The following is a 26,462-nucleotide window of genomic DNA, read 5'->3' as shown; positions in this document are numbered from 1 at the left end:
GTCGGGTCCGGAGGCGAGATCAGCCGTGCTGGACGACGGGTTCGGGGACGGGCCGCGATGTGGGTCGCGGTTCGACGGAGGGCTTCTCGGCCGGAGTACGCGCACGCTGTACGGCGAGCGTGCCGAGGAAGGCCAGCAGCGAGGAGAGGAAGCCGAAGAAAGTGGGCCACCCGTCGAATCCCGGTCCGATCAGTGAATTGTCGATATGGAGAACCGTGTTCGGTACCCCGTACATCGTGGGGGTGAGTACGAACAGGACCAGCCGGACGCCGAGCCCGCCCACCATGGCCGCCACCGCGGCCGCGGTGGTGATCCGGGTGCTGAGGTGAGCGGCGACGAACGGGACGATCAGCCCGGCGAGCATCAGATCGAAGGCCAGGGTGAGCAGGATGCCGGTCTGCGGTACCTGTACCGCGAAGAAGATCGCCACCGCGACGACCGGGATCATGGTGATCCGCACATCCCGCAGCAGGGTGTCGCGGCCGGCGGCATCGGTGCGTTCGGTCCGTCCGGCGACATTGCGGGTCGCCACCGATGCCGTGCCGAGGATGGCGCCGTTGGCCGTGGAGCACGAGGCCGCGACGATCGCCGACAGCACCAGGATCGCCAGACCCGCCGGAGCGTGTTCGTCCAGCAGGGCCAGCAGTCGCGGGCCGCCGCCGTCACCGGTGAGATCGGTGGTGGCGAGCGCGACCAGGGCGTACGGGATACCGACCACGGCGGTGCCGGCGGCGCCCACGAAGCAGGCGCGGCGGGCGATCTCGGGGGAGCGGGCCGAGAAGATGCGTTGCATGAAGTCGATGGCGACGATGTCGCCGATACCGAGCGCGATCAGCGTCGCCCAGTTCACCACCGCGCCCTGGGAGCTGTCACCGAGCTGCCCGAGGTCGAACGGGCCCATACCGTCCGGGATATGGATCCCGTAGGTCGATCCCACCCAGATCAGCAGTGCGAGCGATCCGATCACGGTGATCACCATCTGGGCGAGCGCGGTGTAGGCGTCGCTGAACATCCCGCCGGTCACCGTGTAGGTCATCACGATCGCCACGATGAGCAGGACTCCGGCGGTGTAGGGGATACCGAGAAATCGTTCGAACAGGTAGCCACCGGCGACGAGATTGCCCGCGAGCAGAATGCAGAAGCTGAAGATCATCAGGATCGAGGCGCAGAGCTCGACCCCGCGCCCGTACTTGATCCGATAGAAGTCCGGCAGGGTCAGCAGGCCCATGCGGTTCATCGGTTTCGCGAAGAAGAGTCCGGTGAGCAGGAGGCACAGGCCGAGTCCGAGCGGTAGCGAGGCGCCGGCCCAGAAGCCGAGCGAACCGGCCAGATCGGTGTTTCCGAGGGTGGCGTTGGAGTCGACGGCCTGGCCCATCAGGCCCGCCGCGACCAGTGGTAGGCCCAGCGACCGTCCGGCGACGAGGAAGTTGACGCTGTCGCCGTCCACCTTCCGGGCGACCAGCAGGCCGATGCCGATTACCGCGAACACGCTGATCGCGATTCCGAGAATGATCATGGCCGGGGGCCCTTCATCCGACACGAATATCTATCGCTCGAAAGTTTTCCCCGGGCGCGCGACGTGGTGGTGACGGCGATGTATCTGTATCGGCACCGCGCGTAACGTCTGCGTTGCCGATATTTCTGTCAAATGACAGGAATAGGTTCGCGGGGCCGGTTCCGTCGGTCGGCCACAATGGATCCATGACCCAACTCGGTCCGGGCCGCCCACGCCTGGCGCCACGCCGCCGCCAGGGGCAGACCCCGCGCGCCGAAATCCTCGACGCCGCGGCCGAACTGTTCACCACCAACGGGTACGGCAGCACCTCGACCCGGGCCATCGCCGAAGCCGTCGGTATCCGGCAGGCCTCGCTGTATCACCATTTCGCGGCCAAGGACGATATTCTCGACGCGCTGCTCGGCGAGACCATCGCGGCGGCAGCCGAACTCGCCGAACTACTCGCGGAGCGGCCCGAACCGGCCACCGTCCGGTTGTACACCCTGGCCCGCTTCGATATCGGCCAGCTCTGTGACGCCCGCTGGAATATCGGTGCCCTGTACTTCCTGCCCGAACTGCGTGGTGAACGGTTCGCGCGGTTCCGTTCCCGGCGCGACGCGCTGCGAACGAGCTACGAGCGGCTGGCCGCGCAGGTGGTCTCCGGGGTCGGTGCGGGCGGCGTGTCCGAGGCGCGGACCCTGCCGTTCCGGTTGGTGGAGACGGTGATCAACATCCGCTCCGATTCCGGTGGGGTGTCCGAGGAAACGCGGCAGGCGATCGCCGAGGCTGTCCTGCGGGTGCTCGGCTGCCGGGACGAACCCGCCCGCGTCCGGACGGCGGCCGACGTTCTGGCCCGGGAGCTGCTGGTATGAACGGGCCGCTACTCATGTGTGACCGGGGGCCGCCGGGATCGGCTCTATCGACTCCGATGTCACCCTGACGCCGGCGCGGGTCCCGGTGGGGCCGGGTATCGGGGTGCCGGCCCAGGATAAGGTCGCCTACGCGGGTGTCGGTCGATATGCGCCGCTAGCGATGACCGGAGGGTCTGCGGAGCCCCGACCGCGACTCGGTACGGGACCGCGACTCGGTAGGTGAGGGCCGAGGCCAGGGACGCGCCTCCCGGGCCTCGAGATCGGTGTTGAACCGTTCGAGATAGGTGGCGAAGGTCCGCACATCTTCTGCGCTCCAGTCGCCCAGCAGCCGGTCGAGGGCGTTGATGTTGTAGTCACGGTCGGCCAGGACCCGGCGCTCGCCCTCCTCGGTGATCCGGAATTTGCGCGCCACCCCACCCTCGGGGTCGGGGATACGTTCGAGCAGTCCGGCCTTGAGCATGGCCGCGGTCTGCCGATGCACGGTCGAGGTGTCCAGGCCGAAGGCCTCGCTGAGTTCGCCGATGGACATCGGACCTTCGATCCGCAACCGGCGCAGGACCAGATAGGCGCTGCGCTCGAGGTGGTCCGGGCGGCGCAGATGGGCGTTGAGGCTGTGCCGGCCCAGGATCATGGTCTCGAATTCGATCAGATGCGTAGGTTTTTCCATGGCGGGTGTCCTGCTCGGTCTCGGATGCCGCGGCGGCTCGGAGGGCGTCCCGCCGGTCGTTATATCACGCGGCTGGGAGTGTGTTGCATCCTACACATCGTATGTACGGTGCAACTCGTATGCGCCGGGCATCCGGGTCGGCTGTCTGGCTGGACGCTTTTATGGATAAGTGTCCGAAGTTCCTGGATCCCGGGCTCGCCGGATCGACGTACACGACTCCCGGATCCGGCCCGCCACCGGTCCGTTACGTGTTCGGCGCAGGTGCCGCCGGTGGGGCGGGTACGGTTTTTCCCGGTACACCCTGTTCGGCGATGCGGTCGCGGTGTGCGGAGAAGCCGAGTCCCGGCCGGTCCGCGTAGCGCTCGTGGTCCGCCGCCGGACGCAAGTTCGATCTGAAAGGACTCGTCCATGGCGATCGACACCGGCGGGAAACCCGCTATGCACGACGGCGGCGTGCCGGGCTCGCGCAGACGCGGACCGGCGGGGCGCCACCTCGACTGGTTGGTCTTCGGAATCACCTCGATCGGGTCGGTGGCCTTCGTACTCTGGGGGATCATCGATCAGGACAGTCTGGCCACCGTCGCCTCGAACGCCCAGAGCTGGGTCATCACCAATACCGGCTGGATGTTCGTTCTGGTGGCGACGTCCTTCGTCGTCTATGTGATCTGGCTGGCGCTGAGCCGCTACGGCAAGATCCCGCTCGGCGCCGACGACGAACAGCCGGAGTTCCGGACGGTTTCCTGGATCGCCATGATGTTCAGCGCCGGAATGGGAATCGGCCTCATGTTCTGGGGTGTCGCCGAGCCGCTGACCCATTTCACCTCCCCGCCGCCGGGGACCGCCGAAGCCGGGAGCCCGAAGGCCGCCGAGGTCGCGATGGCCACCACGCTGTTCCATTGGACATTGCATCCGTGGGCCATCTACGCCGTCGCCGGTCTCGCCATCGCCTACGGCACCTTCCGGCGCGGACGTTCGCAGCTGTTCTCCTCGGTGTTCCGCCCGCTGCTCGGCCGGTACGCGGACAGCTGGGGCGGCAAAGCCATCGATATCATGGCGATCTTCGCGACCCTGTTCGGTTCGGCTGCCTCGCTCGGGCTCGGTGCGTTGCAGATCGGCGCCGGACTCGAGTTCAACGGCTGGATCGACGCCGTGGGCAAGGTCGGGCTGGTGGTGGTCATCGCCGTCCTCACCGTCGCGTTCATCGTCTCCGCGGTTTCCGGTGTCGCGCGCGGTATCCAATGGTTGTCGAATATCAATATGGTGCTCGCGGTGAGCCTGGCGCTTTTCGTCTTCATCGCCGGACCCACCCTGTTCATGCTGAACTTCCTGCCCACCGCGGTCGGTGACTACATCGCCGAACTGCCGACCATGGCCTCGCGCACCGGAATAGCCGGCGGTTCGGACATGGAGGCGTGGCTGTCGAGCTGGACCATCTTCTATTGGGCGTGGTGGATCTCGTGGACCCCCTTCGTCGGTATGTTCATCGCGCGGATCAGCCGGGGCCGCACCATCCGGCAGTTCGTGGCCGGTGTGCTGCTGGTGCCCAGCCTGGTGAGCCTGGTGTGGTTCGTGATCTTCGGTGGTGCCGCGATCCGGCAGCAGACCGATACCCAGGACCTCACCGAGGCCGACGGCAGCGTGAACCCCGATTTCGCGCTGTTCCACCTGCTCGAGGAGTATCCGCTCACCGCGGTCACCACGGTGCTGGTGATGATCCTGGTGGGTATCTTCTTCGTCTCCGGTGCGGACGCGGCCTCGATCGTGATGGGCACCCTGTCGGAGCGGGGCCGTATCGAACCGTCTCGGCTCACCGTGATCTTCTGGGGTACCGCCACCGGTGCGGTAGCCGCGATCATGCTGGTGATCGCCGATTCCGACGATCTCGGCGGGGCGCTGACCGGTTTGCAGGCGCTGACGACGGTGGTATCGCTGCCGTTCATGATCGTGATGGTGATGATGTGCGTCTCGCTCTACCGAGATGTGCGCAGCGATCCGATCATCGTGCGGGCGAATCTGGGCGTCGAACTGGTGGAGGGCGCGGTGCTGCAGGGTGCGGTCAAGCATGACGGCGAGTTCGAACTCGTCACCTCGCCCATCGAGATCGTGGACGGTGAACCGGTCGACGGCAACCGATGACGCGGTAGCGGCGGTGTTCCCGGGCTCGCTCTGGGCGCGAGCCGGGTTTCAGCGCAGGTGTCCGCGGAAGTCCAGGCACGCCCGGCCGAGTACGGCCGGGCGGGGGGTGTTTGGTGCGCGGTTCTGCGTCGCCTCGATGTAGATGCTCAGGCCGGTGCTGAGCTTATCGGCCAGCGCCTCGAGCTGATCGGGGGAGAGGTCCTCGCCGAAGGCTGCCGCGGCGAGGAGTCGTTCCCGTACCTGTTCGAGGTTGAGCCGGGCGAACGGGATGGGGGCGAGTTCGGGCATGCGGGTAACCGTACCGGAATTCGAACATATTTTCGATATATCCGGTGCCCTCCCCGCTGTCGCACGGACGGCGCGGCGCCGACGGCCGGCTCGGTCGATCACCCGGCAGCGGCCGTCTGGATAGCGCCCTTTCGTCCCGGCGGGGCGGTCGACCGGCTCCCTCGGTCAGCCGGCGCTCGTCGGCTGTGGTGCGGCGAACGCGCCGGACCGCGCGGCCAGCGCGGCCGCGGCGGCCGATCGGTCGGGCAGGCGTGGATCCGGTGGGCTCCGCAGTAGGGCCAATTGGTGGTAGACCGGCGCGGTGGCGGCGATGAGCACGGCCCGCGCATCGACATCGGGTGCGAGTTCGCCACGGCGCACGGCTCGTTCGACGACGACCTCGGACTGTGCGTACCGGTTCTCCCATAGTTCCCGCAGGGCCCGGGCGGCTTCCTCCGAGCGGAACGAGACCGCGATGAGCGCGGCCGCGATGGACGGCTCCTCGGTCAGGGAGTCCTGGATCTCCTGGTTGAGGGCCGCCAGGTCGCCGTGCAGGGAACCGGTGTCGCGGGGGTGCCAGTCGATATCGGCCGCCGCGGCGAAGACATCGCCGAGCAGGCCGCCGACATCGCGCCAACGGCGATAGACCGTGGTGCGGTGCACGCCGGCGCGGGCGGCAACCGTGTCCACGGTGAGGGCGTCGTAGCCGTGCTCGGTCAGCTCCGCGTGTACCGCTTCGAGTACCTGGGTGCGGATTCGCGCGGTCCGGCCACCCGGCCGTGCCGCCGGGGCGGGGGTATCGCGCGTGGAGGGTGAGGAAGTCATATCGGTGATCCGATTGCTCGGTGGGACGGTCTGTGGCACCATGCTAATGCAACATCCGTCGCACTAGTGAGGTAGCCGATGCTCATTCGAAGCGTTCATCCTGTCCTGTGGTCCCCGGTGGCCGCGTCGTACACGAATGCTTCGGAGTGTGTCCATGCCAACCCAGATCACCGCGCTCGCGGTCACCAAATCCTTCCTCGGCAGCCGAGTTCTCGATGAGGTGACCTGCTCGCTCACCGCGGGTGAGCGCACCGGGATCATCGGCGAGAACGGGTCGGGTAAGTCCACCCTGCTGCGCCTGTTCGCCGGCCGCGAGCGACCCGACAGCGGTGAGGTCGTCGTCCACGCCGACGGTGGTATCGGGTACCTTGCCCAGGACGAACAGCTGCCGCCCGGTACCACCGTCCAGCAGGTTATCGACCGGGCCCTGCGCGAGCTGCGCGTCCTCGAGAACCGGATACGCCGGCTCGAGGCCGGAATGGCGGCCGGAGACGAGTCCGGAATGGCCGAATACGGCGACCTGACCACGGTTTTCGAACTCCGGGGCGGCTACGAAGCCGATGCTCGGGTCGAACGTGCCCTGCACGGCCTGGGGCTGGGCCTGGTCGACCGCGACCGCGCGGCGGGCGAACTGTCCGGCGGCGAACAGGTCCGGCTGCGGCTGGCCGCGGTGCTGGCCGCCGGGTCCGAGGTCCTGCTGCTCGACGAGCCCACCAACCATCTCGACGACGACGCCCTGACCTGGCTGGAAGACCATCTGCGCACCCGGCGCGGGACCACGGTGACGGTTTCCCACGACCGCGTGTTCCTCGAACGAGTCGCGACCTCGCTGCTCGAGGTCGACGCGGATCGGCGCAGCGTCGTCCGATACGGCAACGGCTACGCGGGTTTCCGTGCCGAGAAGGCCGCAGCGCGGCGGCGCTGGGTCGAAGCCCATACGCAATGGCAGGCCGATATCGACCGGCTCCGCGAGGCCGCCGCCACCACTGCCCGCCGCGTCGCTCCGGGCCGGGCGATGAAGGACAACAACAAGATGGCCTACGACCGCGCGGGCGGCCGGGTGCAGCAGTCGCTGGCCGGCCGGGTCCGCAATGCCGAGGAGCGGCTACGCCGCCGGCTCGCCGATCCGGTGCCTCCGCCGCCGGAGCCGCTGCGTTTCGTGCCGGCCCTGCGGACCGGGGGCCCGCACGGCACCGTGCTCGAGGCCATCGATATCACGGTCGAGGCGCGGCTCGAGCGCACGAGCGTCACCGTGGCTGAGGGGGATCGCCTGCTGGTGACCGGACCGAACGGCGCCGGGAAGTCCACCATGCTCCAGGTGCTCGCCGGCGTGCTCGCACCGGACGAGGGCACCGTCATCCGCCGCGGCCGGGTCGGGTATCTCGCGCAGGAACCGCCGTCCGCCCGGCCCGGGGAAACCCTGCTGGCAGCCTTCGCCCGCGGCCGGGCGGGGGAAGCCGAGCAACACACCGAACGACTGCTCGCGCTGGGTTTGTTCGACCGGTCCCGGCTCTCGGCACGCGTCGAGAATCTGTCGACCGGGCAGCGGCAGCGGCTGGCTCTGGCGCGGCTGGTCGTGGACCCCGTCGATGTGTTGCTGCTCGACGAGCCCACCAATCACCTGTCACCGGGCCTGGTCGAGGAGTTGGAAACCGCGCTGGCCGGCTATCCGGGTGCTGTCGTGATCGTCAGCCACGACCGCCGGCTGCGGGCGCGCTGGGACGGCGCCCACCTCGCCCTGCGGGCGCCGGTCACCGTCTGACCGGTCCGGATTCACCCCACTTACCGAAGGAGTTCCGCTGTGCCCGAAGGATCCGAACCGCTGCCCACCGACCCGGCTGTACTCCACCCCATGCCCGGGCAGCCGCGCGTGGTGCTGTTGAAACCGCTGCTCACCTCACCGCTGATAGAGGTGGGGGTGTTCTCCTACTACGACGACCCGGACGACCCCACCGCGTTCGAAAGCCGCAATGTGCTCTACCACTACGGTCCGGAGAAACTGATCATCGGGAAGTTCTGCGCGCTGGGCACCGGCGTGCGGTTCATCATGAACGGCGCCAACCACCGGATGGACGGCCCCTCGACGTTCCCGTTCCCCACCATGGGTGGTGCGTGGGCGCGCCATATCGACCTGCTCGTCGATCTGCCCGACCGCGGTGACACCGTCGTCGGCAACGATGTCTGGTTCGGTAACGGCGCGACGGTCCTTCCCGGAGTGCGGATCGGTGACGGCGCGATCATCGGCGCCGGCGCCGTGGTCACTCACGATGTCCCGGACTACGGGATCGTCGGCGGTAATCCGGCCCGGCTCATCCGAACCCGCTACGACGAGTTCGATATCACCCGGCTGCTGGCCGTGGCCTGGTGGGACTGGCCCGTCGACCACATCACCGAACATGTGCGGGCGATCATGTCCGGCTCTGTCGCCGACCTCGAAGCCGCCGCCGAAGACCTGAAATGAGTGGAGCTCTGATCACCGCCACCGGCGCCGAATTCGTCCCCTGCGCCTCCGCCCTGCCGGTCGCCGACAACAACTGGCCCGACGACCCCATCGCCGCCATGAACCTCTTCCTCGACGACGCCGTTGCCGCTCTTCCGCAGTTGTCCGCCACCTATGGGGCCGATCCGGCCGACCTGTACATGTACGACATCGGCGCGTACGCCGCGCGCGCTCTCGCCGAGAAACAGGGTCGTCCCGTACTGCAGTTGTCCCCGACATTCGTGGGCTGGGACGGCTACGAGCAGGAGGTCGCGGCACCCCTGCGGCAGCTCCCGGGTGCCGCGGCCCACCGGGCGGAATTCGCCCGGTGGCTCGCGGAGTGCGGTGCGGTGACAACCGATGTGGACGCTTTTTCGGGCCTGCCGGATCGGGCGTTGGCTCTGATACCCCGGGCGATCCAACCGCATGCCGACCGGGTCGACACCGAAAAAGTGACTTTCGTCGGGCCGTGCTTCGGCCCGGGCGGGGTCGAGGGCAGCTGGACGCGCCCGGACACCGCGGACAAGGTTCTGCTGATCTCCCTGGGCTCGGCATACACCCACCGGCCGGAGTTCTACCGGAAGTGTCTGCGCGCCTACGGTGACCTGCCCGGCTGGCATATCGTCCTGCAGATCGGAAAGCACACCGCTGTGGAAGAACTCGGCGATATCCCCGCCGATGTCGAAGTGCATTCCTGGGTCCCGCAGCGGGCGATCCTGGAACAGGCGGATGCCTTCCTCACCCACGCCGGCATGGGTGGGTGCGCCGAGGGGCTGCTGGCCGGTGTCCCGATGATCGCGGTGCCGCAGGCCGCCGAACAGTTCCGCAACGCCGACCGGCTCGTGGAACTGGGTGTGGCCCGCCGTATCGATACCGACGCCGCCACGCCCGAGGATCTGCGGGCGGTCCTGACCGACCTCGTCGACGACGCCGCGGTGGCCGGTCGGTCGGCGCGATTGCGTGCCGATGCGCGCACAGAGGGCGGCACGATGCGCGCCGTCGATCTGATCGAGGCCATGCTGCGCTGAACTCCGCCCGCCGCCCGTCAGGGGCTGCGTGCGGTCATCGATGCGAGCGTGCTCTCGCCGGTCGAACCCGCTACAGCCCGCTGGAGCTGAGCGCGCCACCCCGCGTCAGCCGATAACGGCGTTCATGATGGTGCCCGCGCTGGTGGCGATGACACCGCCGATCATGGCTCCGGCCACCATCTTCGGGGATTCCAGACCGCCGCCGGACCATTTCTCCCAGGCGAACTTGCCGCCGGCGTAGATGATCGCGACGATTCCGGCGAGCAACACGAACCAGGTGAGATACCTGACCAGTTGCAGGAATTTGTCCGAGATGGGGGGTGCTTCGGGTGTGGGGTTACCGATTTGCGCAAGCGTATCGGTTACAGCGGCCAGTATCATCTCGCAGCTCACTCTTGTTTCGGGGTGGGCGGGAACGCTAACGCATCGTAACCGCTCGCCGGGTCGGTCGCAGTAATCCCAGGTCCGGATAGGTGTTCGGGTCACCAGCGGTTATAGCCTGAAAGCGGCTGCGCGGCAAAAACTTGCGCCGCACCGGTACCGGTCTGGATGATGGAGGCGGGGCCGTGGGTCCCGCACAGTATCGGCGAGGGAGCAGACGGTGAGCAGCATCGCGGCGTCGTTTTTCGACACAGTATCGGTATACGCACAGGTCACCGACCCCGCCCCGGAGCGGCCACCATTGGCGGACAAGATCGATCAATTCCTCCGGTACGCTACCTGGCTGGCCATCCTGTCGGGCACGGTCAGCATTATTGTCGCGGGCGCCAAATTCGCCTGGGAGAAGTGGTCGGGCGGTGGAATGGAATCCCCGAAGATGGTGGCCGGAGCGATGATCGGCGGTGTCGTCGCCACCAGCGCGGGCACCATCATGAATACGGTCCTGTCCATCTGAGTACGGCCGCGCCGCGCGCATCCGCTACGTTTCAGCTATCTCCGCGTATCCTGCTGGCAGTCTTTCCGACAGCGATGAGCAGGGAGAATGCGAATGCGCGAAGTGCCCGCCGCGGTAGCTTCGGACAGCACGGGCCCACCGATGGCCGACCGGTCGCGGATCACCCGGCGTTCGCTGCTCGGTCTGATCGCGGTCACCGGCCTGACCGCCTGCGGGGGCGGCGAACCCGAGAGCCGGATCGAGCCGTCGGGCACTCCCGCTTCGCGGCGTGAGGTGGCCACCGACGCGTATGTCTTCGGCTACCCGATGGTTCTCATCGATAACATCCGTACACGCGTCCGGGCCTCGGCGCCGGTCAATCGCCTCCAGCACAGCTCGGGAATACCCGACGCCGGGCAGCGCGCCGTCGTCCAGGTCGACCTGGATAATCTGTACTCGGTAGCGTGGCTGGATCTGCGCAAGGAACCGGTGCTCTTCGCGGTGCCCGAGATCCAGGACCGGCGCTGGGTGATGCAGGTGATCGACGCATGGTCCAATACGGCGCATACACCGCGTAACCGGCAGCCGGAGGCCCCGCCCGATGCGATACCGCCGTACACCTACGCGGTGACCGGCCCCGGGTGGAGCGGGACCCTGCCGCCGGGTGTGGTGGAACTACCGGTCCCCACGTCCGACGCCTGGCTGTACGGACGGATCGAGGTGAGGGGGTCGGCGGATGTGCGGGCGGTCCGCGATATCCAGGCCCAGCTGCGGCTCGCTCCGCTGAGCGCGTGGAACACGCGTGCGGCCACCGAATCCGAATCGATTCCGGATCCGGGGGACTGGTCGGAAGCGGTGGGGCAGGATCCGGTCGCGCAGATGTCGGCTCGGGCATTCTTCGAGCAACTCTGTGCGCTGATGGTGGACAACCCGCCGACACCCGATGACGAACCCGCCATGCGCCGGTTCGGCACCATCGGGATTCGTCCCGGCGGCTCGCCCGAGGGGGTCAGCACCGGTGAACTCGACGCGGGCATCGATGCGGCGGAAAAGCAGATGGCCGCCTATGTCGACCCCGGCAGCGTGCTGCGCGACGGCTGGGTGCTCGATATGCGTACCGGCCGGTACGGCACCAATTACCTGTTGCGCGCCGCGACCGCTGAGCGGGGTCTCGGAGCGAACCTGGCCGAGGCGGTGGTGTATCCGGCACTGTTCGAGCAGGCCGACGACGACGGCGTACCCGTGGCGTATACGCTGCGGTTTCCGCCGGGGCAAGCGCCACCGACACAGACCTTCTGGTCGCTCACCGCTTACGGGGCCGAAGGCTATCTCGTGCAGAACCCGGCGGGTATCCAGAGCGTGGGCCACACTGTGGCACCGGAATTCGGGGCCGACGGAGCCCTGGAGATCGCGGTCCAGGCTGCCGATCCCGGTCCACAGGTGCCGCGTTCCAATTGGCTGCCGATCCCGGAGCAGGGGCAGTTCTCCCTGGTGCTGCGAGTGTACGACCCGGAACCGCGGGTGTTGGAAGGCAATTGGTTTCCGCCACCGTTGGTGCCGTAGAACGGCTGGGGGCACCGCCGGTGATTCCGGCCGGTGACCGAAGTCAGATATTTGCGCCTTTGGTGCGATTACAGCCGCGGCACAGGATCTGCAGATTCGCCGCGCTGGTGGCGCCGCCGCGGCTGAGCGGGATCACATGATCGAATTCCAGATAGTGGCTGTCCCCGCATTCCACGCAGCGGCCGCCGTCGCGTTGCCACACCTCCGCTTTGACTTCCTGGGAGATACTGCGCGAATCACGCTGGCCCGGTGCCAGAACGAGCCGTTTGGCGATGCGCAGCGCGCCTTCCAGCGCGGCCGCGAGGTACTCCGGGTCGGTCACGGCGAAGATCGCGCCCCCGCGCGCCGAGGTGGCCGCGACCACCACGGTGTCGTATTCGGCGGACACCGAGACGATCCGGGACCACGGCAACTCGATCCCCGCGCCCGCACCCACGAACCGCAACTTCTTGGTGCTCACGATCAGCCGGCCGTCGGTGTGTTTGGGCCCGCGGGCCAGCTCCCGGATATTGGTGGCGGCGATATCCAGGTAGACCAGTTCCTCCGCGTCCAGATGCAGATCCGGGGTGGCGATAGCGGGTAGATCGCCTTCCCGGAGCCGGGACAGCGCCCGGCCCCGCCCCATCCGCGACCGCAGTTCGTCGATCAGCGGACCGGCCAGCCCGAGATCGGTGATCGTGTACTCCACATCGTCGTATTCCTCGGCCGAGATCTGTCCGTCGGCGAAGGCGAACGCGACCCGCCGTTCCACGTACTGCCGCGCCGCCGGTTCCAGTGCGGCGCGGGCCGCGGCCGCGTCGATGCGCTGGTAACGCAGCGAGGCCCACAACTCCTCCCACTCCGGGCCGCGTGGCCCGGACGAGGTGAGCAACCGGGCGGCCCGAGTGTGCCAGTGGATGAGGAATTCCTCGGTCTCGGCCGCACAGGACGAGCACGGATGGTGCCCGCCGAAGACCCGGCGGCGACGTCGTACGCCGCAGCGGTCGCATTCGTGGGCGTGCGGCCGGGCGACCGGGCGCCGGTCGGTGGTCCAGCGCTCGCCGTCCCACCAGCGCAGCCGCGCCGGATCCTCGGGGTCGCGATACCAGTCGGCGCGGGCGGGATCCGGGGGTGCGGGCAGGCGCACGGGTTCGGTGGTGGAGAGCCGGCGCAGGGTTACTGTGCCCGGGACCTGTCGAGTGGGCTGTGGTTCGGTGAAGCGGTCCCAGGGCGCGGCGGGAGCCGCGCCGGACGGAGTCTCGTCGACCCGGTAGTGGGCGTTGCCGGGATGTGTTCCCGATGGTGCGCGGGTCGCGCCGTTCCGACGTGCCGCGGTCCGTTCCGGGGTGTTGCGGGAGGCCGGTACCGGGTTCTCGCCGTGCGGCGGGTGGTCGGTCGCTGTCCCGTTGCGGCGGTTCCCGGCGTCGGCCGGCCGGTCCAGGATCGCCGTCCTCGCGTCCCCGGACACCGGCGCGGCCGACGGCCGTCCCGGCCGGTCCGTGCTCTCCCCTGCGGGTCCGCGCGGCGAACTCCCCTCGGAATCGAGGACGCGTGGTGTGGGCGCGGCCGCCGCACGGCCCCCGGCCGGGCCGTCGTCGACCTGGATACCGAACTCGGTCACCAGACCGGCCATCCCGGAGGCCCAGCCCTGTCCGACGGCCCGGAACCGCCAGCTGCCGTCGCGGCGGTAGAACTCGCCGAACATCAGGGTCGATACCGATTCCGGTTCGTCGACGGTGAACACGGCGACCGGGCCGTCGACCGCGAACACGGTGAGAGTGAGCCCGTGCAGATCGGGAAAGGTCGCGCCCTCCAGCGAGCCCGATATCACGATGCGATCCACCTCGGCCTCGGTACGCGGTAGCGATACGCTCAGCCGCGCCGTGCCGGGATCCGGGTCCTGGTCGAGGGTGACGGCCTGGGAGATATGACGGGGCGCGTTGTAGAAGACCAGATCCCGATCGCCACGCACCGACCCGTCGCTGCCCAGCAGTAGGGCGTGCGCGTCCACCACATGGTCCGACCGCCAGGAGATCACCACGGCCAGAAGGGATGTCGGTATCGGCGTATTGGCGCCCTTGCTCAGTTCCATCGCCGTCGAACTATGCCATGTGGTGCCGACACGCCCGCAGGTGTGCAGGTCGTGGCTGTTCTCGAGCCGGATGCGGCAGAGTTGTGCCATGGTGCGATACCTCCGCCTTCGCGGCGGCCTCCGCGGACCGCATGGACAAGCTCGGAAGATGGCGCCGTGACCGATCCGGGGCAGCCGGGGGAGAAGAGGCCGGGGGCCCGGCGGGTGCCCACGCCCGCCGATGTACTCGCGGCCGCGCAATCGGCGGTGGACGCCGCGCAGTCCGCGGCCGGCCAGGCTCTCGAAGCTGCCCAGCTGACCGCCGGGCAGGCCTTCGATGCGGCGGTACGGCTGCCACCGGCCTCGGCGCAGCTCGCGGCGCAACTACCCGATGTGATCGACAACCTGTCCACCGCCGTCGACCGACTCAATGCCACCATCGACCGGCTCGACCGCACCCTGGCCCTCGCCGACCCCGCGTTCGCCGCCTACGACCGGCTGCTGCCGCGATTGGAGGCGATGATCGCGCTGGGCGAGGATCTGTTCGGCGCGCTGTCACGACTGCCCGGTGTCGGCCGGCTCGGCCGGATGGCCGGCCTCGGCGCGCCCGAACCCCCGGAGCCCGAACCGGAACCGAAGAAACGGTCCCGGCGCAGGTCCTGATTCATCAGGCCGTATCGAGTGCCCGGCCGTTGTAGGGGGTGTCGTGGCCCGTGCGATCGTGCACGGGCCGGACCTGGACTTCTTCGTCGTCGAACATGATCTGCGCGTTCTTGTTCGCGCTGAGCAGGATCAGCACCAGTTGATCGGCGATCCGTTCGGCGGTCTCCTCGCTGGGATATCGGCCCAGCACCCGGATACTGGGCCCGACGGCGCCGCTGCCCCGGTCGTAGTCCCATTGCCCGCTGCCGGTCGCCACCGCCAGCCGGGCTACCACCTCGACGGCGCCCGCATCGTCGTGCGGACCGCGTTCTCGCACCGATTCGGTGCCGATCTCGATGATCTGGTCGGCCCGAAGCCAGTCCCCACCATGTGTTTTCACCCAGAGCTGTGCCATCGCTCCATTGTCGCGCTGTTCGCGGCTTCGGGTCGCGCGTTTCTCGTGGGCCGCAGTACTTCTCATTCCGCCGCGATCCTCAGCCTGCCGCCGGGACCTCCAGGACCCGTGCGGCCGCACCGGCCGGTTCCATGGCCAGCGCCCGGTACACCGCGGCGGCCTTGAGCAGCATCTCCTCGTACTCGGCCGCGGCCACCGAATCCAGCACGATCGCCCCGCCCGCGCCGATCTGCCAGTTCCCGGCGTAGCGCACGGCGGTCCGGATGACGATATTGAGATCGGCGGTGCCGCCGAGCCCCAGGAAGCCGATCGTCCCCGAGTACACCCCACGCGCCCGGGTCTCGAGCGCGTCGATGATCTGCATGGTGCGGATCTTCGGCGCCCCCGTCATGGAGCCTCCGGGGAAGCAGGCGCGCAGACAGTCGATCACGCCGGTATCCGCGCGCAGCGTGCCACGGACGGTCGAGACCAGCTGGTGCAGCGTCGAATACGTTTCGGTGGCCAGCAGTTCGTGCACCCGGACACTGCCGATCTCGCAGACCCGGCCCAGATCGTTGCGCAGCAGGTCCACGATCATCACGTTCTCGGCCCGGGTCTTCGGGTCCTCGGTCAGTGCCCGGCGCAGCCGCTCGTCGACGATCGGATCGGGGTCGCGGCGAGCGGTGCCCTTGATCGGTTTCGTCTCGACGACGCGGTTCCGGTCGATCTTCAGGAAACGTTCGGGGGAGGAGCAGGCGATCTCGAGTTCGTCGAACCGCAGGTAGGCCGAATAGGGGGCGGGGTTGGCCCGGCGCAGCATCCGGTAGACGTCGAGTCCGCTCGTGACGGCGGGAAAGGTGAGCTGATCGGTGAGGGTGATCTCGTAGGATTCGCCGGACCGTAGCGCGCTCTGGCAGTCGGCGATATCGCGCAGATAGCGGGTCCGTCCGCGCACCAGATGTTTCTCGAGACCGGTGGTGTCCGGTGTTCCGCCGATCGGGGGCGGGTTCGACCAGGCGGGCAGTGTTTCCAGGATCGCCGCGGTGGTGTGCAGCCAGGAGCCGGCGGATTCGCCGGTCATGTCACCGCCGGATTCTTCAGCCGGGTCGCTCACGGATTTCCCGGCCAGCGCCAGCAGATGTGTGCGTCCGGCCAGATGATCGACCACCACCACCCGGTCGGCGAAGAGCCACTGGGCGTCGGGAGCGGGGGCCCGGTGCGTGGCGGACCCGCCGCAGTCCGCTTTGACCTCGTAGCCCAGGTATCCGACGTAGCCGCCCGCGAAATCGAAGGGCAGGGCCTCCGGTAGCGGGACGTACCGCGTTCGCAGAGCTTCGGCCAGATAGTCCAGGATCGTGCCCGGTTCTTCGCGGACCCGTCCGTCGCCGGTGCGTACGGTGACCGTGCCGCTGCCGACCCGGTAGCGCACCACCTCGGCCAGCGGCCCGGCGGCGTCGCCGAGGAAGGAGAACCGATCCAGCCCCGGTTCCACATGCTCGCTGTCGAGCCAGAACGCGGTCGCCGAGGTGCCGTACAGCCGCAGGAAGGCCGCTTCGGTGTCCACGGCCCACTCGAGTACGCGGTGCTGGAGGGTCATAGCGGAAGACATCGTGGCCCGAACCCTACGCCGCGCCCGGACATCGAACTGTTGTCGGTTGCCTGCAGTTTGTCCGGGTGGGTGGGGCACAATGTCAGGCATGTCTGTTGCACAGCCGGTAGGCGTGGATCGTGAGCACGTCGACTTCACCGTGGTCGGAGATTGGATGGACGAGCGGGGGCTCACCGGTGGTGAGTTCCAGGAGGTGAAGGCGCTCGGCGGCGGAACGCAGAACATCATGCTGCGTTTCACCCGGGGCGGGCGCGACTATGTGCTGCGCCGTGGTCCGGCGTTTCTGCGACCCAAGAGCAACGAGGTGATCCGCCGCGAGGCGCGACTGCTCGGCGCGCTGGCCGATACCGATGTCCGGGCGCCGCGGGTGATCGCTGCCGAACTCGACGAGTCGGTTCTGGGCGCGGTCTTCTACCTGATGGAGCCGATCGAGGGTTTCAACCCGCAGACCGAACTGCCCGCGCCCTTCGCCGAGGACGCGGCGGCTCGGCGGCAGATGGGACTGTCCGCGGTCGAGGCCATCGCCCGGCTCGGCGCACTGGACTACCGGGCGCTGGGCCTGGACGACTACGGCAAGCCGGAGGGCTTTCTAGAACGCCAGGTCGGCCGCTGGATGCACGAACTCGAGTCGTATTCGGCGAACGAGGGATACCCCGGCCCGCGGATTCCCGGACTGGAAGCGGTGGCGGACTGGCTGGAGCGGCAGCGTCCGGCCGACTGGACCCCCGGAATCCTGCACGGCGACTGCCATCTCGCGAACATCATGTTCTCCTACGAGCGGCCCGAGGTCGCGGCCCTGGTCGACTGGGAGATGTCGACCATCGGCGATCCGCTGCTGGACCTCGGCTGGCAGATCGCCACCCGGCCGGAACCGGGCACCTCCGGGGCGGTGCTGATCGGCAAGCTGGGTGAGGCGGGATCGCTGCCGACGAGTGCGGAGATGATCGAGCACTACGGCAAGTTCTCCGACCGCGATCTGAGTGCGGTCACCTGGTATACCGTGCTGGCCTGTTTCAAGCTCGGCATCGTGCTGGAGGGCACCTACGCGCGGTCTTTCGCGGGTAAGGCGCCGAAGAAGGTCGGTGAATTCCTGCACGCGAACACGCTGGAACTGTTCGCGCGGGCGCGCGGACTCATGGAGTGAGAACAGGTTTCACTATTTCGGCCGCCTTTCCGAACTCGCCACGTCCACGGACCTGAGCCCGGGCTCCGCCTGCCGATCGCCCGGCATTGGACGGTGTCGGGAGTATCGGCGGTGGAAGTGGACGCTCCGGCGCTCTGTGGGAGGCGGCCGGCGTGGTTGTCCACCCTCGGCCGCGCTTCATGGTCGGCCGACCAGTTCTCTCGGAAATTCTTCATCAACCCACTAGAACGTGTTCCAGTTCGTATCGTAGTGTGGAGGCTGTCACATGAAAGCCCGCGCATGCGAGAGGTCGGACACGAATGAAGACGAAGGGCGCGATCCTGTGGGGGATCGACGAACCGTGGTCGGTCGAGGAAATCGAACTCGGTGACCCCCGCGCCGGTGAGGTGCAGATCCAGCTGGAAACCGCCGGGATGTGCCATTCGGACCACCATATGGTCACCGGTGCCACCCCGATGCCGTCGTTCCCGGCCATGGGCGGCCACGAAGGCGCGGGCATCATCACGAAACTGGGCCCCAACACCCCGGCCGATCTCGCCGTCGGCGATCACGTGGTGCTGTCGTTCATCCCCGCCTGTGGCCGCTGTCCGGCCTGTGTGTCGGGGCATATGGCGCTCTGCGATCTCGGGATGGGCCTGCTGTCCGGGCAGTCCATCAGCGACGGCAGCTACCGCATCCAGGCCCGCGGTAAGGACGTCATCCCGATGTGCCTGCTCGGCACGTTCTCTCCGTATATGACGGTGCACCACAGCTCGGTGGTCAAGATCGACCCCGAGATCCCGTTCGAGGTCGCCTGCCTGGTCGGCTGCGGCGTGCCCACGGGTTTCGGCTCCGCCACCCATGTGGGCAATGTGGTACCCGGGGATACGGCGGCCATCGTCGGCATCGGCGGTGTCGGCATGAGCGCACTGCAGGGCGCGCTGCTCGCCGGCGCGCAGAAGGTCGTCGCGATCGACCCGAACCCGTGGAAGCGGGAACAGGCCGAGAAGTTCGGCGCCACCCACACCTACAGCAGCATGGCAGAGGCCATCGTGCCGCTGATGGAGGCCACCGAGGGCCGGATGGCCGACAAGGTCATCCTCACCATGGGTGAGATGCAGGGTGAGTACATCGAAGAAGGCCTGATCCTCACCGCGAAGGCCGGAACGCTGGTCGTCACCTCGATGGGCCGGATGGATGCTTTCGACGTGAAGCTGAACAGCTTCCTGCTCTCCATGCTGCAGAAGACGGTCAAGGGCTGCATCTTCGGCGGCGGCAACGCCCGCCAGGACATCCCACGGCTGCTCTCCTTGTACAAGGCCGGCCAGTTGAACCTGGACGATATGGTCACCCGCAGCTACTCCCTGGAGGACGTGAACCAGGGTTACAAGGACATGCTCGACGGCAAGAACATCCGCGGCATCATCAAGTACACGGACGCGGATCGCTGATATCACTCCGCCGGGGTGAACGGCGGATATGTGGTGTGCCCCGGGGGCCGGACACTGTCCGGCCCCCGGGCCGCGTGCTGGTGAATCGGCCTGCCGTAACCGCTCGGGTGGATTCCGCCGACGCGATAGCGTCTCGTAACCTCGGGGTGTGCGCGCACTCGAACAGATCCAGCAATGGCCGGTCCGGCATGCGTCGGCGGGTGTGGTCACCCGGGACGGCCGGTGGTCGGCCGGTGAGGCGGATCGGGTCTACCGGCTCGCGTCGGTCACCAAACCCCTGGTCGCTTATGCGGTGCTCGTGGCCGTGGAAGAAGGGGCGATCGAACTCGATCAGCCTGCCGGACCGCCCGGTTCGACCGTCCGCCACCTGCTCGCCCACACCTCCGGCGTCGCCTTCGATACCGCCGATATCCTCGCTCGTCCCGGCACCAAGCGGATCTATTCGAGCGCGGGATTCGAACTACTGGCCGACGCGGTCACCGAGCACGCCGGTATCCCGTTCCCGGAGTACCTGCGTGAGGCCGTATTCCAACCGCTGGGCATGTCCGATTCGGAGTTGACGGGGTCGGCCGGGCACGGGGCGCAATCCACCCTCGCCGACCTGTTGCGTTTCGCCGCCGAGCTTCTCGAGCCACGGCTGATCTCGGCGCAGACTCTCGCCGAGGCCACCACCGTCCAGTTTCCGGGCAGCAACGGTGTTCTGCCCGGCTTCGGCTCACAACGGCCCAACGACTGGGGTCTGGGTTTCGAGATCCGAGACGGTAAGTCGCCGCACTGGACCGGTGCCACCAACTCGCCCGCCACCTTCGGTCATTTCGGCCAGTCGGGGACGTTTCTGTGGGTGGACCCGCGCTACGACGTGGCCTGTGTGGCCTTGAGCGACGAGAATTTCGGCGATTGGTCGCGCGAAGTATGGCCCCCGTTCAGCGATTCGGTCCTCGCCGAGACCACACTCGCGCGCAACACGGCCGTGAAGTAACACGTGCAACACCGGGCACTCGAGTACACTCGGGCAACGCCTTTTCGACGGACCGTTGGGGAAGACGAGAATCGTCGAAACCGGAGGTGTACGTGGTGCGCGCATCAACCCGATACGCGGAGGCAACGGCGGGTGTGGTGTACATCCACTCGTCGCCCACCGCGCTGTGCCCACATATCGAATGGGCACTCGCGGCCGCTCTCGGTGTTCCCGCGTGTCTGCGCTGGACCGCGCAGCCCGCGGCCTCGGGGCAACTCCGGGCAACGACCGATTGGGTGGGCCCGGCCGGTACCGCGTCCCGGATCGCGCAGTCACTACGTTCTTGGCCGGTCCTGCGGTTCGAGGTGACCGAGGACCCCAGTGAGGGTGTCGACGGCGAGCGTTACAGCTTCGTACCCGCGCTGGGTCTGTGGCACGGTTCCACCAGCGCCAACGGGGATGTGATGGTCGGCGAGATGCGGATGCGGGTCCTGCTGCAGGCCGATCGTGAGCTGGGCAGGCGCTCCGGTTTCGATCTGGCCACCGAACTCGACAGGGCCCTGGGCACTGCTTGGGACGAAGACCTCGAGGCCTACCGGACCGGCAGCGAGGGCGCCGAGGTCACCTGGTTGCGCCGCGACGTCGGCTGAGTCCTGTCCGCTCGTCACGCCCGGTTCGGGCCCGCCCATCTGGCTGGTCATCGATCCCACCGGGGAAACGAAATTATGGACAGTTCGTTACATAACCGGTTAGGGTGGGCCCATGGCGCGCCCCCGGAGTTTCGACCGAGAGCAGGTCGTCGATGCCGCGACTGTCCAGTTCCGGCGGGCCGGGCTCCATGCCACGAGTGCCGAAGACCTCTGCCGGGTGACCGGTCTGGGGCGGAGCAGCCTGTACAACACCTTCGGTAGCAAGGACGAGCTCTTCGCGCAGTGTCTCGACGCGTATCTGGATCGGACGCTGGCCCGAGCCGAGGAGATCATCGACGATGCTGCCCGGGGGACTGTCGAGCGTATCGAGGAACTGCTCCGATCGGTCGTGGCCGAGGAAGCGCGGCGGGCCGAGTCCGGGGCGCCCCGGGGCTGCCTCGCGGTGAACACCGTGACCGAGCTGGCCGACGATCCCGGGCATGTGGCGAGTATCGAAAGGGTGGGCCGGGACACTGCCGCGCGGCTGGCCATGCTCGCCGCCTTGCTCCGGGCGGGTCAGGCGGCGGGGGAGGTGACGACGAGTTCGTCCGCGGAAGGGCTTGCGGCCTTCGTGAATTCAACGGTAGCGGGTCTGCGGGTCTCGTCTCAGGGGCGGGTCGCGGCCGGGTGGTGCGATGAGATCGTCGCGGCGACGCTACGCGCCCTGCGGCCGGAGCGCTCGGGCGGCTGAGCCGGGATGAGCCGATACGACTATCTGCTCGGGGATATTTTGAACTATTCGTTACAGAAAGTCTCGGGGAGCTCTCGGTCCCCAGCGGAAGCCGGGTGTGCTGGGTCTGGGGACTTTGCTCGCGGACCGCCCGGATATGCGTGCGGCACGGCCGGTTCGGCTCGGGTGTCGCGTCCGATCGTCGACGTCTCCGGCCGCTTTCGCGCTGTTTCGTCGCCCGGCGGTCGGTCCCGGAGTGGGTGTGCCGTTGTCCGGGTCGCTCGTGACTCTTTTCTGGAACGTTCGTTACATATTGGGAGATTCTCTTGATCGCTACCTCGCCACCCGCCCGAACCTCCTCGGTGCCCGCAGCGGTGTACGTACTCGCGGTAGGTATTTTCGCCATGGTCACCAGCGAATTCGCGGTGGCCGGTCTCATGCCGCAACTGGCCGATAGCCTGCACACCGGTATCGCGCAGATCGGTTATCTCGTCACGGTTTTCGCCGTGGCCATGGCGCTGGGCGGCCCCCTTCTCATCCTGGTCCTGCTGCGGATACCGCCCAAGTCCGCGATCATGATCGTCTTCGCGATCTTCTTCGCCGGAAATCTGCTCGCCGCACTGGCCCCTTCGTACCCGGTGATGGTCGTGGCCCGGGTGGTGACCGGTATCGCCGCGCAGGCGTTCTTCGGCCTGGCCGTCTCGCTGGTCCTGCGGCTCGTGGACGAGCAGATCCGCGGCCGGGCGGTATCGGTGGCGATAAGCGGGCTCATGCTCGGCACACTGCTGGGCCTGCCGCTGGCCACCTTCGTCGGTGACCGGCTGGGCTGGCAGGCGGCGTTCTGGACGGTGGCCGTCCTGACCGCGGTGGCGGCGGCGCTCACCCTCGCCTTCGTACAGGAACCCGACCGGCCGGCCGGAGCCGAGGACGCCCCGGCTCCCTCGGTGGCTACCGAACTGCGTGTGTTCCGCCGTCCTCAACTGATCCTCGCGCTGCTCTCCAGTACCCTGATCATCGGCGCGACCTTCTCCGTCTTCAGCTTTCTCGCTCCGATCCTCACTCGCATCACCGGATTCGGCGAAGGCGCGGTTCCCCTGCTGCTGCTCGCCTACGGTGCCGCGACCGTGGTCGGTAACGCGGTCGTCGGGCGTCTCGCGGATCGGCATACCGTCGCCACACTCCTGATCGGCACCTCGCTCAATATCGTGTTCCTCACCGGCTTCGCCGTCTACACCGGCTCCCGGCCGCTCGCGGTGATGTTCCTGCTCGGCATCGGGCTGGTGGGCGTGACGATGAACCCGGCCATGGCGGTACGGGTCCAGCGCGCGGGCGGCATCGGAGTGATCGTGAACACGGTGCACACGTCCTTCATCACGCTGGGGGTCGTCGTCGGCTCGGCCGTCGGCTCCAGCCTGATACCCGCTTTCGGACTGCGGGCACCGCTCGTTCTGGGTGTCGTCCTCGCGGTCTCGGCGGTCGCCGTGATCGCACCCGCGCTGCGCTCGCCGTACCTGCGATACGGCTCGAGCCCGACGGCTCCGGCGAAACCCGCGACCGAACCCCGGTACGCCGATGTATAGGCCGGTAGCCGCACTCGATACGACGCGCTCGGGTTACGGCGGATGAGCCGTTGTGCGCGAGTATGTCTCGGAAGCCGATGGCATACTCGGCACCGCTGGGCGGGTCGACTGCCGGTCGGGCGAGTACCGGTCCGTCGGCAGTTCGTACTCCACCCGTCACCGGACACGACCTCGCCGCCGCGCCGCCGCGGCCGGCGCCGCGGAGAGGGAGGCAATGACGACATCGGAAGCCACCGAGATCACCGAACTCGGCATGGTCGGCACGACACGGTTCTCGTTGGCGTTGACCGACCGCCCCTGGGAGCTGGATATCGATACGATCGCTGTATCGGTCGGTGCCGGAGTCGGTTCGCTGGGACACGCGCTGCGCGAGGTGTATCCGGACGCGGCGTGGAATCTCATCGAATACGAGTTGATCGACGCGCACCACCCGCGCTTCTTCGCGCTCTCGTCCACCCGGCCCGAGCATGCGCTCCTGGTCAACCCCCGGGAGATCGGTGGCGACGGTGGCGAGCTGTCCGACGATACCTTGCGGCTGGCCACCGAGGAAGCGATCCGGGCCGCGGTGGGCGGCGGCACGAGAATCCTCGGTCTACCGCTTTTCACCGCCGGTATCCTGAATCGACCAGAGGGCGAAGCCGCGGCGATGGTGGTCTCCACCGCAGTGGATTCCGCGTTGAACACCTCTGGGCACCGGTTGGACGGTCTCGTCTTCTTCTGCCGCCACGAGAGCGACGCGGCGGCGATCGCGGCGGAATTCGCCCGGGCGGCACCCGATCTGTCCGGGGGACTGGCCGGTAGCCTGTCCGCGGACCTGGTCGACCCGAGCATCGGCATCCCACTGAACCGCGACCAGCTCGGTGTCGCCCCGTATGTCTCCATGCTGGCGACTGTCATCGCCGACCGCGAGACCCCGCTGCCGTTGTCGATCGGCGTTTTCGGGGCGTGGGGTTCGGGCAAGAGCTATTTCATGGCGATGCTGCGGGACCGAATCGACCGGCTCGCCGGGACCGATGCGCGGTACTGCACCGAGATCGTGCAGATCGGTTTCAACGCGTGGCATTACACCGACAGCAATCTGTGGGCCAGCCTCGGGGACGAGATCTTCCGGCAGCTCGCCGGTTCCGAACCCGGCACCCGGGAACGGGCCGAGCAGATCCGCCGAGAACTGGCCCAGCGGGTCGATCAGCGCCGGCAACTCGAGTCGGCCACCCGGGAGGCCGGGGATACCGCGGCGGCGCTGCGCGCGGAGATCGAAGAGGCCACGGCGACGCGCGAAGCGACCGCCGGTGACCTACTGGTCGCGTTGCGGAACTCCGATGAGTTCCGGCGGCGCGTCGACGGTCTGTGGCATCGGCTGGGCATCGCGGACGAGACGGCTCAGGCCAGACTGCTGGCCGAGGAGATGCACGGCACCCTGACCGAGGCCGAGGCGCTGCGGCGGGTGCCGGCCGATCGGCGCGGCCGGATCGCACTGGCGGCAGCGGCCGTCCTGTTGTTCACCGGGCTACTGGGGGCGGTCCTGGCTCCGGCGCTGCGGGACTGGCTCGCTGCGACGATCGCACTCTTCGGCGCGTGCGCCGGCACTGGAGTCGCCCTGCTCGTCCGGGCGCGAACCGGACTGCAGACGCTGCGGGAGGTCGCCGGGGAACTGCACACCGGTATGCGCGGCGTGGCCGATGCGGCGGTGGCCGAGCAGATGTCGGGCACCCTGGACCGGCTGCGGGCCGCCGAAGCGCAGCAGAGTGTGGCCCAAGCCCAATTGGACGAGGTCGTCGCCCATGTGGGCGAACTGGGCCGGCAACTGGCCCAGCTCGCGCCGGGTCGGCGGCTGCACGGTTTCATCGCCGACCGGGCCCGCAGCGACGACTACTCGGGAAATCTCGGCCTGGTCTCCACCGTTCGCAAGGATTTCGAACAACTCGTCGAGCTGATGGTGGAATGGCGGGCGAGCGATCAGGAGTGGGATCGCCCCCGGCGTCCGGTCGACCGGATCGTCCTCTATATCGATGATCTGGACCGGTGCCGGCCGGCGCAGGTTGTCGAGGTGTTGCAGGCCGTGCACCTGTTGCTGGCCTTCGAACTGTTCGTGGTCGTGGTCGGTGTGGACCCGAGATGGTTGCTGCGTTCGCTGCGCAGCAGCTACTCGGATCTCCTGTCGATGGGCGTCGATGACGATCCGGACGCGTTCGGGCGCACCCCGGAGGACTACCTGGAGAAGATCCTCAACATTCCGCTGGTACTGCCGGCCATGTCGTCGGACAGCCTGGGGCGGTTGCTCCGGTCTGTCGCCGGGCCCGATTCCGCACCCCTCCCGGTCGCGGAACCGGTCGCGGCTCCGCGACCGCCTGCCCCGGTGCCGGCGGTGATCGCGCCCGCACCCCCCGGCGTGATCACGGTCGAGCCCGGATCCGAGGTCGACCGGCAACAGCGGGAAGACCCGGGTACGCCACCGCCCCCACCGCAACCGATGACCGAAGCCGAGATCACCATGCTCGCGGCGTTGGACACCTTGATCGAGACGCCGCGCGAGGCGAAACGTCTGGTCAACCTGTACCGGATGGTCCGGGCCACCCGCGACCTGTCCGCGGCCTCCCGCTTCCTCGGATTCGACGGCCGGCCGGGTGAGTATCAGGCCGTCGTCGTTCTGCTGGGTCTGCTCACCGCCGGTAGTCGACTGCTCGGCGTCGTTCTCGACGCACCGCCGGTCACCGGAGAGGACATCGACGGTGGTCTGGCGCATCGCCCGCCGGCTACCCCGCTGGACCGATTCATCGCCGATCTGGAACCGCGGCCACGCGACGACGGATGGGTCAACCGCATCTCCGGAGTCCTGCCACCGGACCGGGTCACCCAATGGCGTCGCCTGCACCGGGGTCTCGCCCGGGTGGTGCGCGACACCGATCTGACCGACCTCACCGAATTGCAGCTGTGGCTGCCGCGAGTCCGCCGCTTCTCCTACGTGCTGCCGACCTCCGATACCGGGGGAGTCGCGCGGTAGTGGACGACCACCCCGGCCTACTACGACAAGAAAATCGCCCAGGGCAAGCACCACACCAGGCAGGACTATGCCTCGCGAGACGACGAGCC

At 68.1% G+C, this 26,462-nt stretch carries 23 protein-coding genes; 15 read left to right on the top strand and 8 right to left on the bottom strand.

Features of this window, described 5'->3' with window-relative positions; all coding sequences use genetic code 11:
* Positions 1 to 19: 19 nt before the first annotated feature.
* On the bottom strand, positions 20 to 1,516 hold the full coding sequence (locus tag OG405_RS18765) for a sodium:solute symporter family protein (protein WP_327147774.1): 1,497 nt from the start codon (positions 1,514 to 1,516) through the stop codon (positions 20 to 22).
* 185 nt (positions 1,517 to 1,701) lie between these two features.
* Between OG405_RS18765 and OG405_RS18760 the strand changes: the two genes are divergently transcribed.
* Entirely contained in the window at positions 1,702 to 2,367 is a 666-nt protein-coding gene (locus tag OG405_RS18760; RefSeq protein ID WP_327147773.1) for a TetR/AcrR family transcriptional regulator, read from the top strand.
* A 154-nt stretch (positions 2,368 to 2,521) separates the two neighbouring features.
* Here the strand turns inward: OG405_RS18760 and OG405_RS18755 are convergent, their stop codons facing one another.
* On the bottom strand, positions 2,522 to 3,034 hold the full coding sequence (locus OG405_RS18755) for a MarR family winged helix-turn-helix transcriptional regulator (protein WP_327147772.1): 513 nt from the start codon (positions 3,032 to 3,034) through the stop codon (positions 2,522 to 2,524).
* Positions 3,035 to 3,442: 408 nt separating this feature from the next.
* Between OG405_RS18755 and OG405_RS18750 the strand changes: the two genes are divergently transcribed.
* Positions 3,443 to 5,170: a BCCT family transporter gene (locus OG405_RS18750; protein ID WP_442790582.1), complete on the top strand. Its 1,728-nt coding sequence runs from the start codon at positions 3,443 to 3,445 to the stop codon at positions 5,168 to 5,170.
* 48 nt (positions 5,171 to 5,218) lie between these two features.
* Here the strand turns inward: OG405_RS18750 and OG405_RS18745 are convergent, their stop codons facing one another.
* Positions 5,219 to 5,458, bottom strand: a complete 240-nt coding sequence (locus OG405_RS18745) for a DUF6374 family protein (RefSeq protein WP_327147771.1) — start codon at positions 5,456 to 5,458, stop codon at positions 5,219 to 5,221.
* 165 nt (positions 5,459 to 5,623) lie between these two features.
* Positions 5,624 to 6,262, bottom strand: coding sequence for a TetR/AcrR family transcriptional regulator (locus OG405_RS18740; protein ID WP_327147770.1), 639 nt, complete (start codon positions 6,260 to 6,262; stop codon positions 5,624 to 5,626).
* Positions 6,263 to 6,416: 154 nt separating this feature from the next.
* On the opposite strand from OG405_RS18740, the gene abc-f reads away from it, so the two are divergent.
* From abc-f to OG405_RS18725, 3 genes are all read left to right on the top strand, one after another.
* A complete protein-coding gene (abc-f, locus tag OG405_RS18735; protein WP_327147769.1) occupies positions 6,417 to 8,024 on the top strand; it encodes a ribosomal protection-like ABC-F family protein in 1,608 nt (535 codons plus the stop codon).
* A gap of 90 nt (positions 8,025 to 8,114) precedes the next feature.
* The gene (locus OG405_RS18730; RefSeq protein ID WP_327152399.1) at positions 8,115 to 8,723 is read left to right on the top strand and encodes a CatB-related O-acetyltransferase; all 609 of its coding nucleotides are present in this window, start codon (positions 8,115 to 8,117) and stop codon (positions 8,721 to 8,723) included.
* Positions 8,720 to 9,769: a macrolide family glycosyltransferase gene (locus tag OG405_RS18725; protein WP_327147768.1), complete on the top strand. Its 1,050-nt coding sequence runs from the start codon at positions 8,720 to 8,722 to the stop codon at positions 9,767 to 9,769. Before OG405_RS18730 ends, OG405_RS18725 begins: the two co-directional genes overlap by 4 nt.
* Positions 9,770 to 9,874: 105 nt before the next feature.
* Here OG405_RS18725 and OG405_RS18720 read toward each other — a convergent pair whose 3' ends face one another.
* Complete coding sequence (locus OG405_RS18720) at positions 9,875 to 10,150, bottom strand: hypothetical protein (protein ID WP_327147767.1); 276 nt, start codon at positions 10,148 to 10,150, stop codon at positions 9,875 to 9,877.
* Between the two features lie 220 nt (positions 10,151 to 10,370).
* Between OG405_RS18720 and OG405_RS18715 the strand changes: the two genes are divergently transcribed.
* Positions 10,371 to 10,664, top strand: coding sequence for a hypothetical protein (locus tag OG405_RS18715; protein ID WP_327147766.1), 294 nt, complete (start codon positions 10,371 to 10,373; stop codon positions 10,662 to 10,664).
* 93 nt (positions 10,665 to 10,757) lie between these two features.
* A complete protein-coding gene (locus OG405_RS18710; RefSeq protein WP_327147765.1) occupies positions 10,758 to 12,206 on the top strand; it encodes a DUF1254 domain-containing protein in 1,449 nt (482 codons plus the stop codon).
* 43 nt (positions 12,207 to 12,249) lie between these two features.
* On the opposite strand, the gene OG405_RS18705 is transcribed toward OG405_RS18710, so the two are convergent.
* Positions 12,250 to 14,277 (bottom strand): TerD family protein, encoded by a 2,028-nt coding sequence (locus OG405_RS18705; protein ID WP_327147764.1) that lies wholly within the window; start codon positions 14,275 to 14,277, stop codon positions 12,250 to 12,252.
* 156 nt (positions 14,278 to 14,433) lie between these two features.
* Here OG405_RS18705 and OG405_RS18700 point away from each other — a divergent pair, with 156 nt between their 5' ends.
* Positions 14,434 to 14,919 carry a hypothetical protein gene (locus tag OG405_RS18700; RefSeq protein ID WP_327147763.1) on the top strand — a complete coding sequence of 162 codons (486 nt, stop codon included), beginning with the start codon at positions 14,434 to 14,436 and terminating at the stop codon, positions 14,917 to 14,919.
* A gap of 4 nt (positions 14,920 to 14,923) precedes the next feature.
* On the opposite strand, the gene OG405_RS18695 is transcribed toward OG405_RS18700, so the two are convergent.
* On the bottom strand, positions 14,924 to 15,313 hold the full coding sequence (locus OG405_RS18695; protein ID WP_327147762.1) for a hypothetical protein: 390 nt from the start codon (positions 15,311 to 15,313) through the stop codon (positions 14,924 to 14,926).
* Positions 15,314 to 15,392: 79 nt separating this feature from the next.
* Positions 15,393 to 16,889 (bottom strand): aminodeoxychorismate synthase component I, encoded by a 1,497-nt coding sequence (gene pabB, locus OG405_RS18690; protein WP_327147761.1) that lies wholly within the window; start codon positions 16,887 to 16,889, stop codon positions 15,393 to 15,395.
* A gap of 91 nt (positions 16,890 to 16,980) precedes the next feature.
* Here pabB and OG405_RS18685 point away from each other — a divergent pair, with 91 nt between their 5' ends.
* The 7 genes from OG405_RS18685 (at position 16,981) to OG405_RS18655 (ending at position 26,373) form a co-directional block, all read left to right on the top strand.
* Positions 16,981 to 18,045 (top strand): phosphotransferase family protein, encoded by a 1,065-nt coding sequence (locus tag OG405_RS18685; protein ID WP_327147760.1) that lies wholly within the window; start codon positions 16,981 to 16,983, stop codon positions 18,043 to 18,045.
* Positions 18,046 to 18,344: 299 nt separating this feature from the next.
* Positions 18,345 to 19,475 (top strand): NDMA-dependent alcohol dehydrogenase, encoded by a 1,131-nt coding sequence (locus tag OG405_RS18680; RefSeq protein ID WP_327147759.1) that lies wholly within the window; start codon positions 18,345 to 18,347, stop codon positions 19,473 to 19,475.
* Between the two features lie 148 nt (positions 19,476 to 19,623).
* Positions 19,624 to 20,454, top strand: coding sequence for a serine hydrolase domain-containing protein (locus OG405_RS18675; protein WP_327147758.1), 831 nt, complete (start codon positions 19,624 to 19,626; stop codon positions 20,452 to 20,454).
* A 95-nt stretch (positions 20,455 to 20,549) separates the two neighbouring features.
* Positions 20,550 to 21,083, top strand: coding sequence for a DUF3145 domain-containing protein (locus OG405_RS18670; RefSeq protein WP_327147757.1), 534 nt, complete (start codon positions 20,550 to 20,552; stop codon positions 21,081 to 21,083).
* Positions 21,084 to 21,195: 112 nt separating this feature from the next.
* Positions 21,196 to 21,813, top strand: coding sequence for a TetR/AcrR family transcriptional regulator (locus OG405_RS18665; protein WP_327147756.1), 618 nt, complete (start codon positions 21,196 to 21,198; stop codon positions 21,811 to 21,813).
* A 305-nt stretch (positions 21,814 to 22,118) separates the two neighbouring features.
* Positions 22,119 to 23,372, top strand: coding sequence for an MFS transporter (locus OG405_RS18660; RefSeq protein ID WP_327147755.1), 1,254 nt, complete (start codon positions 22,119 to 22,121; stop codon positions 23,370 to 23,372).
* Positions 23,373 to 23,586: 214 nt separating this feature from the next.
* The gene (locus OG405_RS18655) at positions 23,587 to 26,373 is read left to right on the top strand and encodes a P-loop NTPase fold protein (protein ID WP_327147754.1); all 2,787 of its coding nucleotides are present in this window, start codon (positions 23,587 to 23,589) and stop codon (positions 26,371 to 26,373) included.
* Positions 26,374 to 26,462: the final 89 nt, after the last annotated feature.

It is taken from the genome of Nocardia sp. NBC_01329, assembly GCF_035956715.1.
In the GTDB taxonomy this organism is placed as follows: Bacteria; Actinomycetota; Actinomycetes; order Mycobacteriales; family Mycobacteriaceae; genus Nocardia.
Note: the sequence above shows the minus strand (reverse complement) of the source record. Positions and strands in the feature narration are given on the sequence as shown.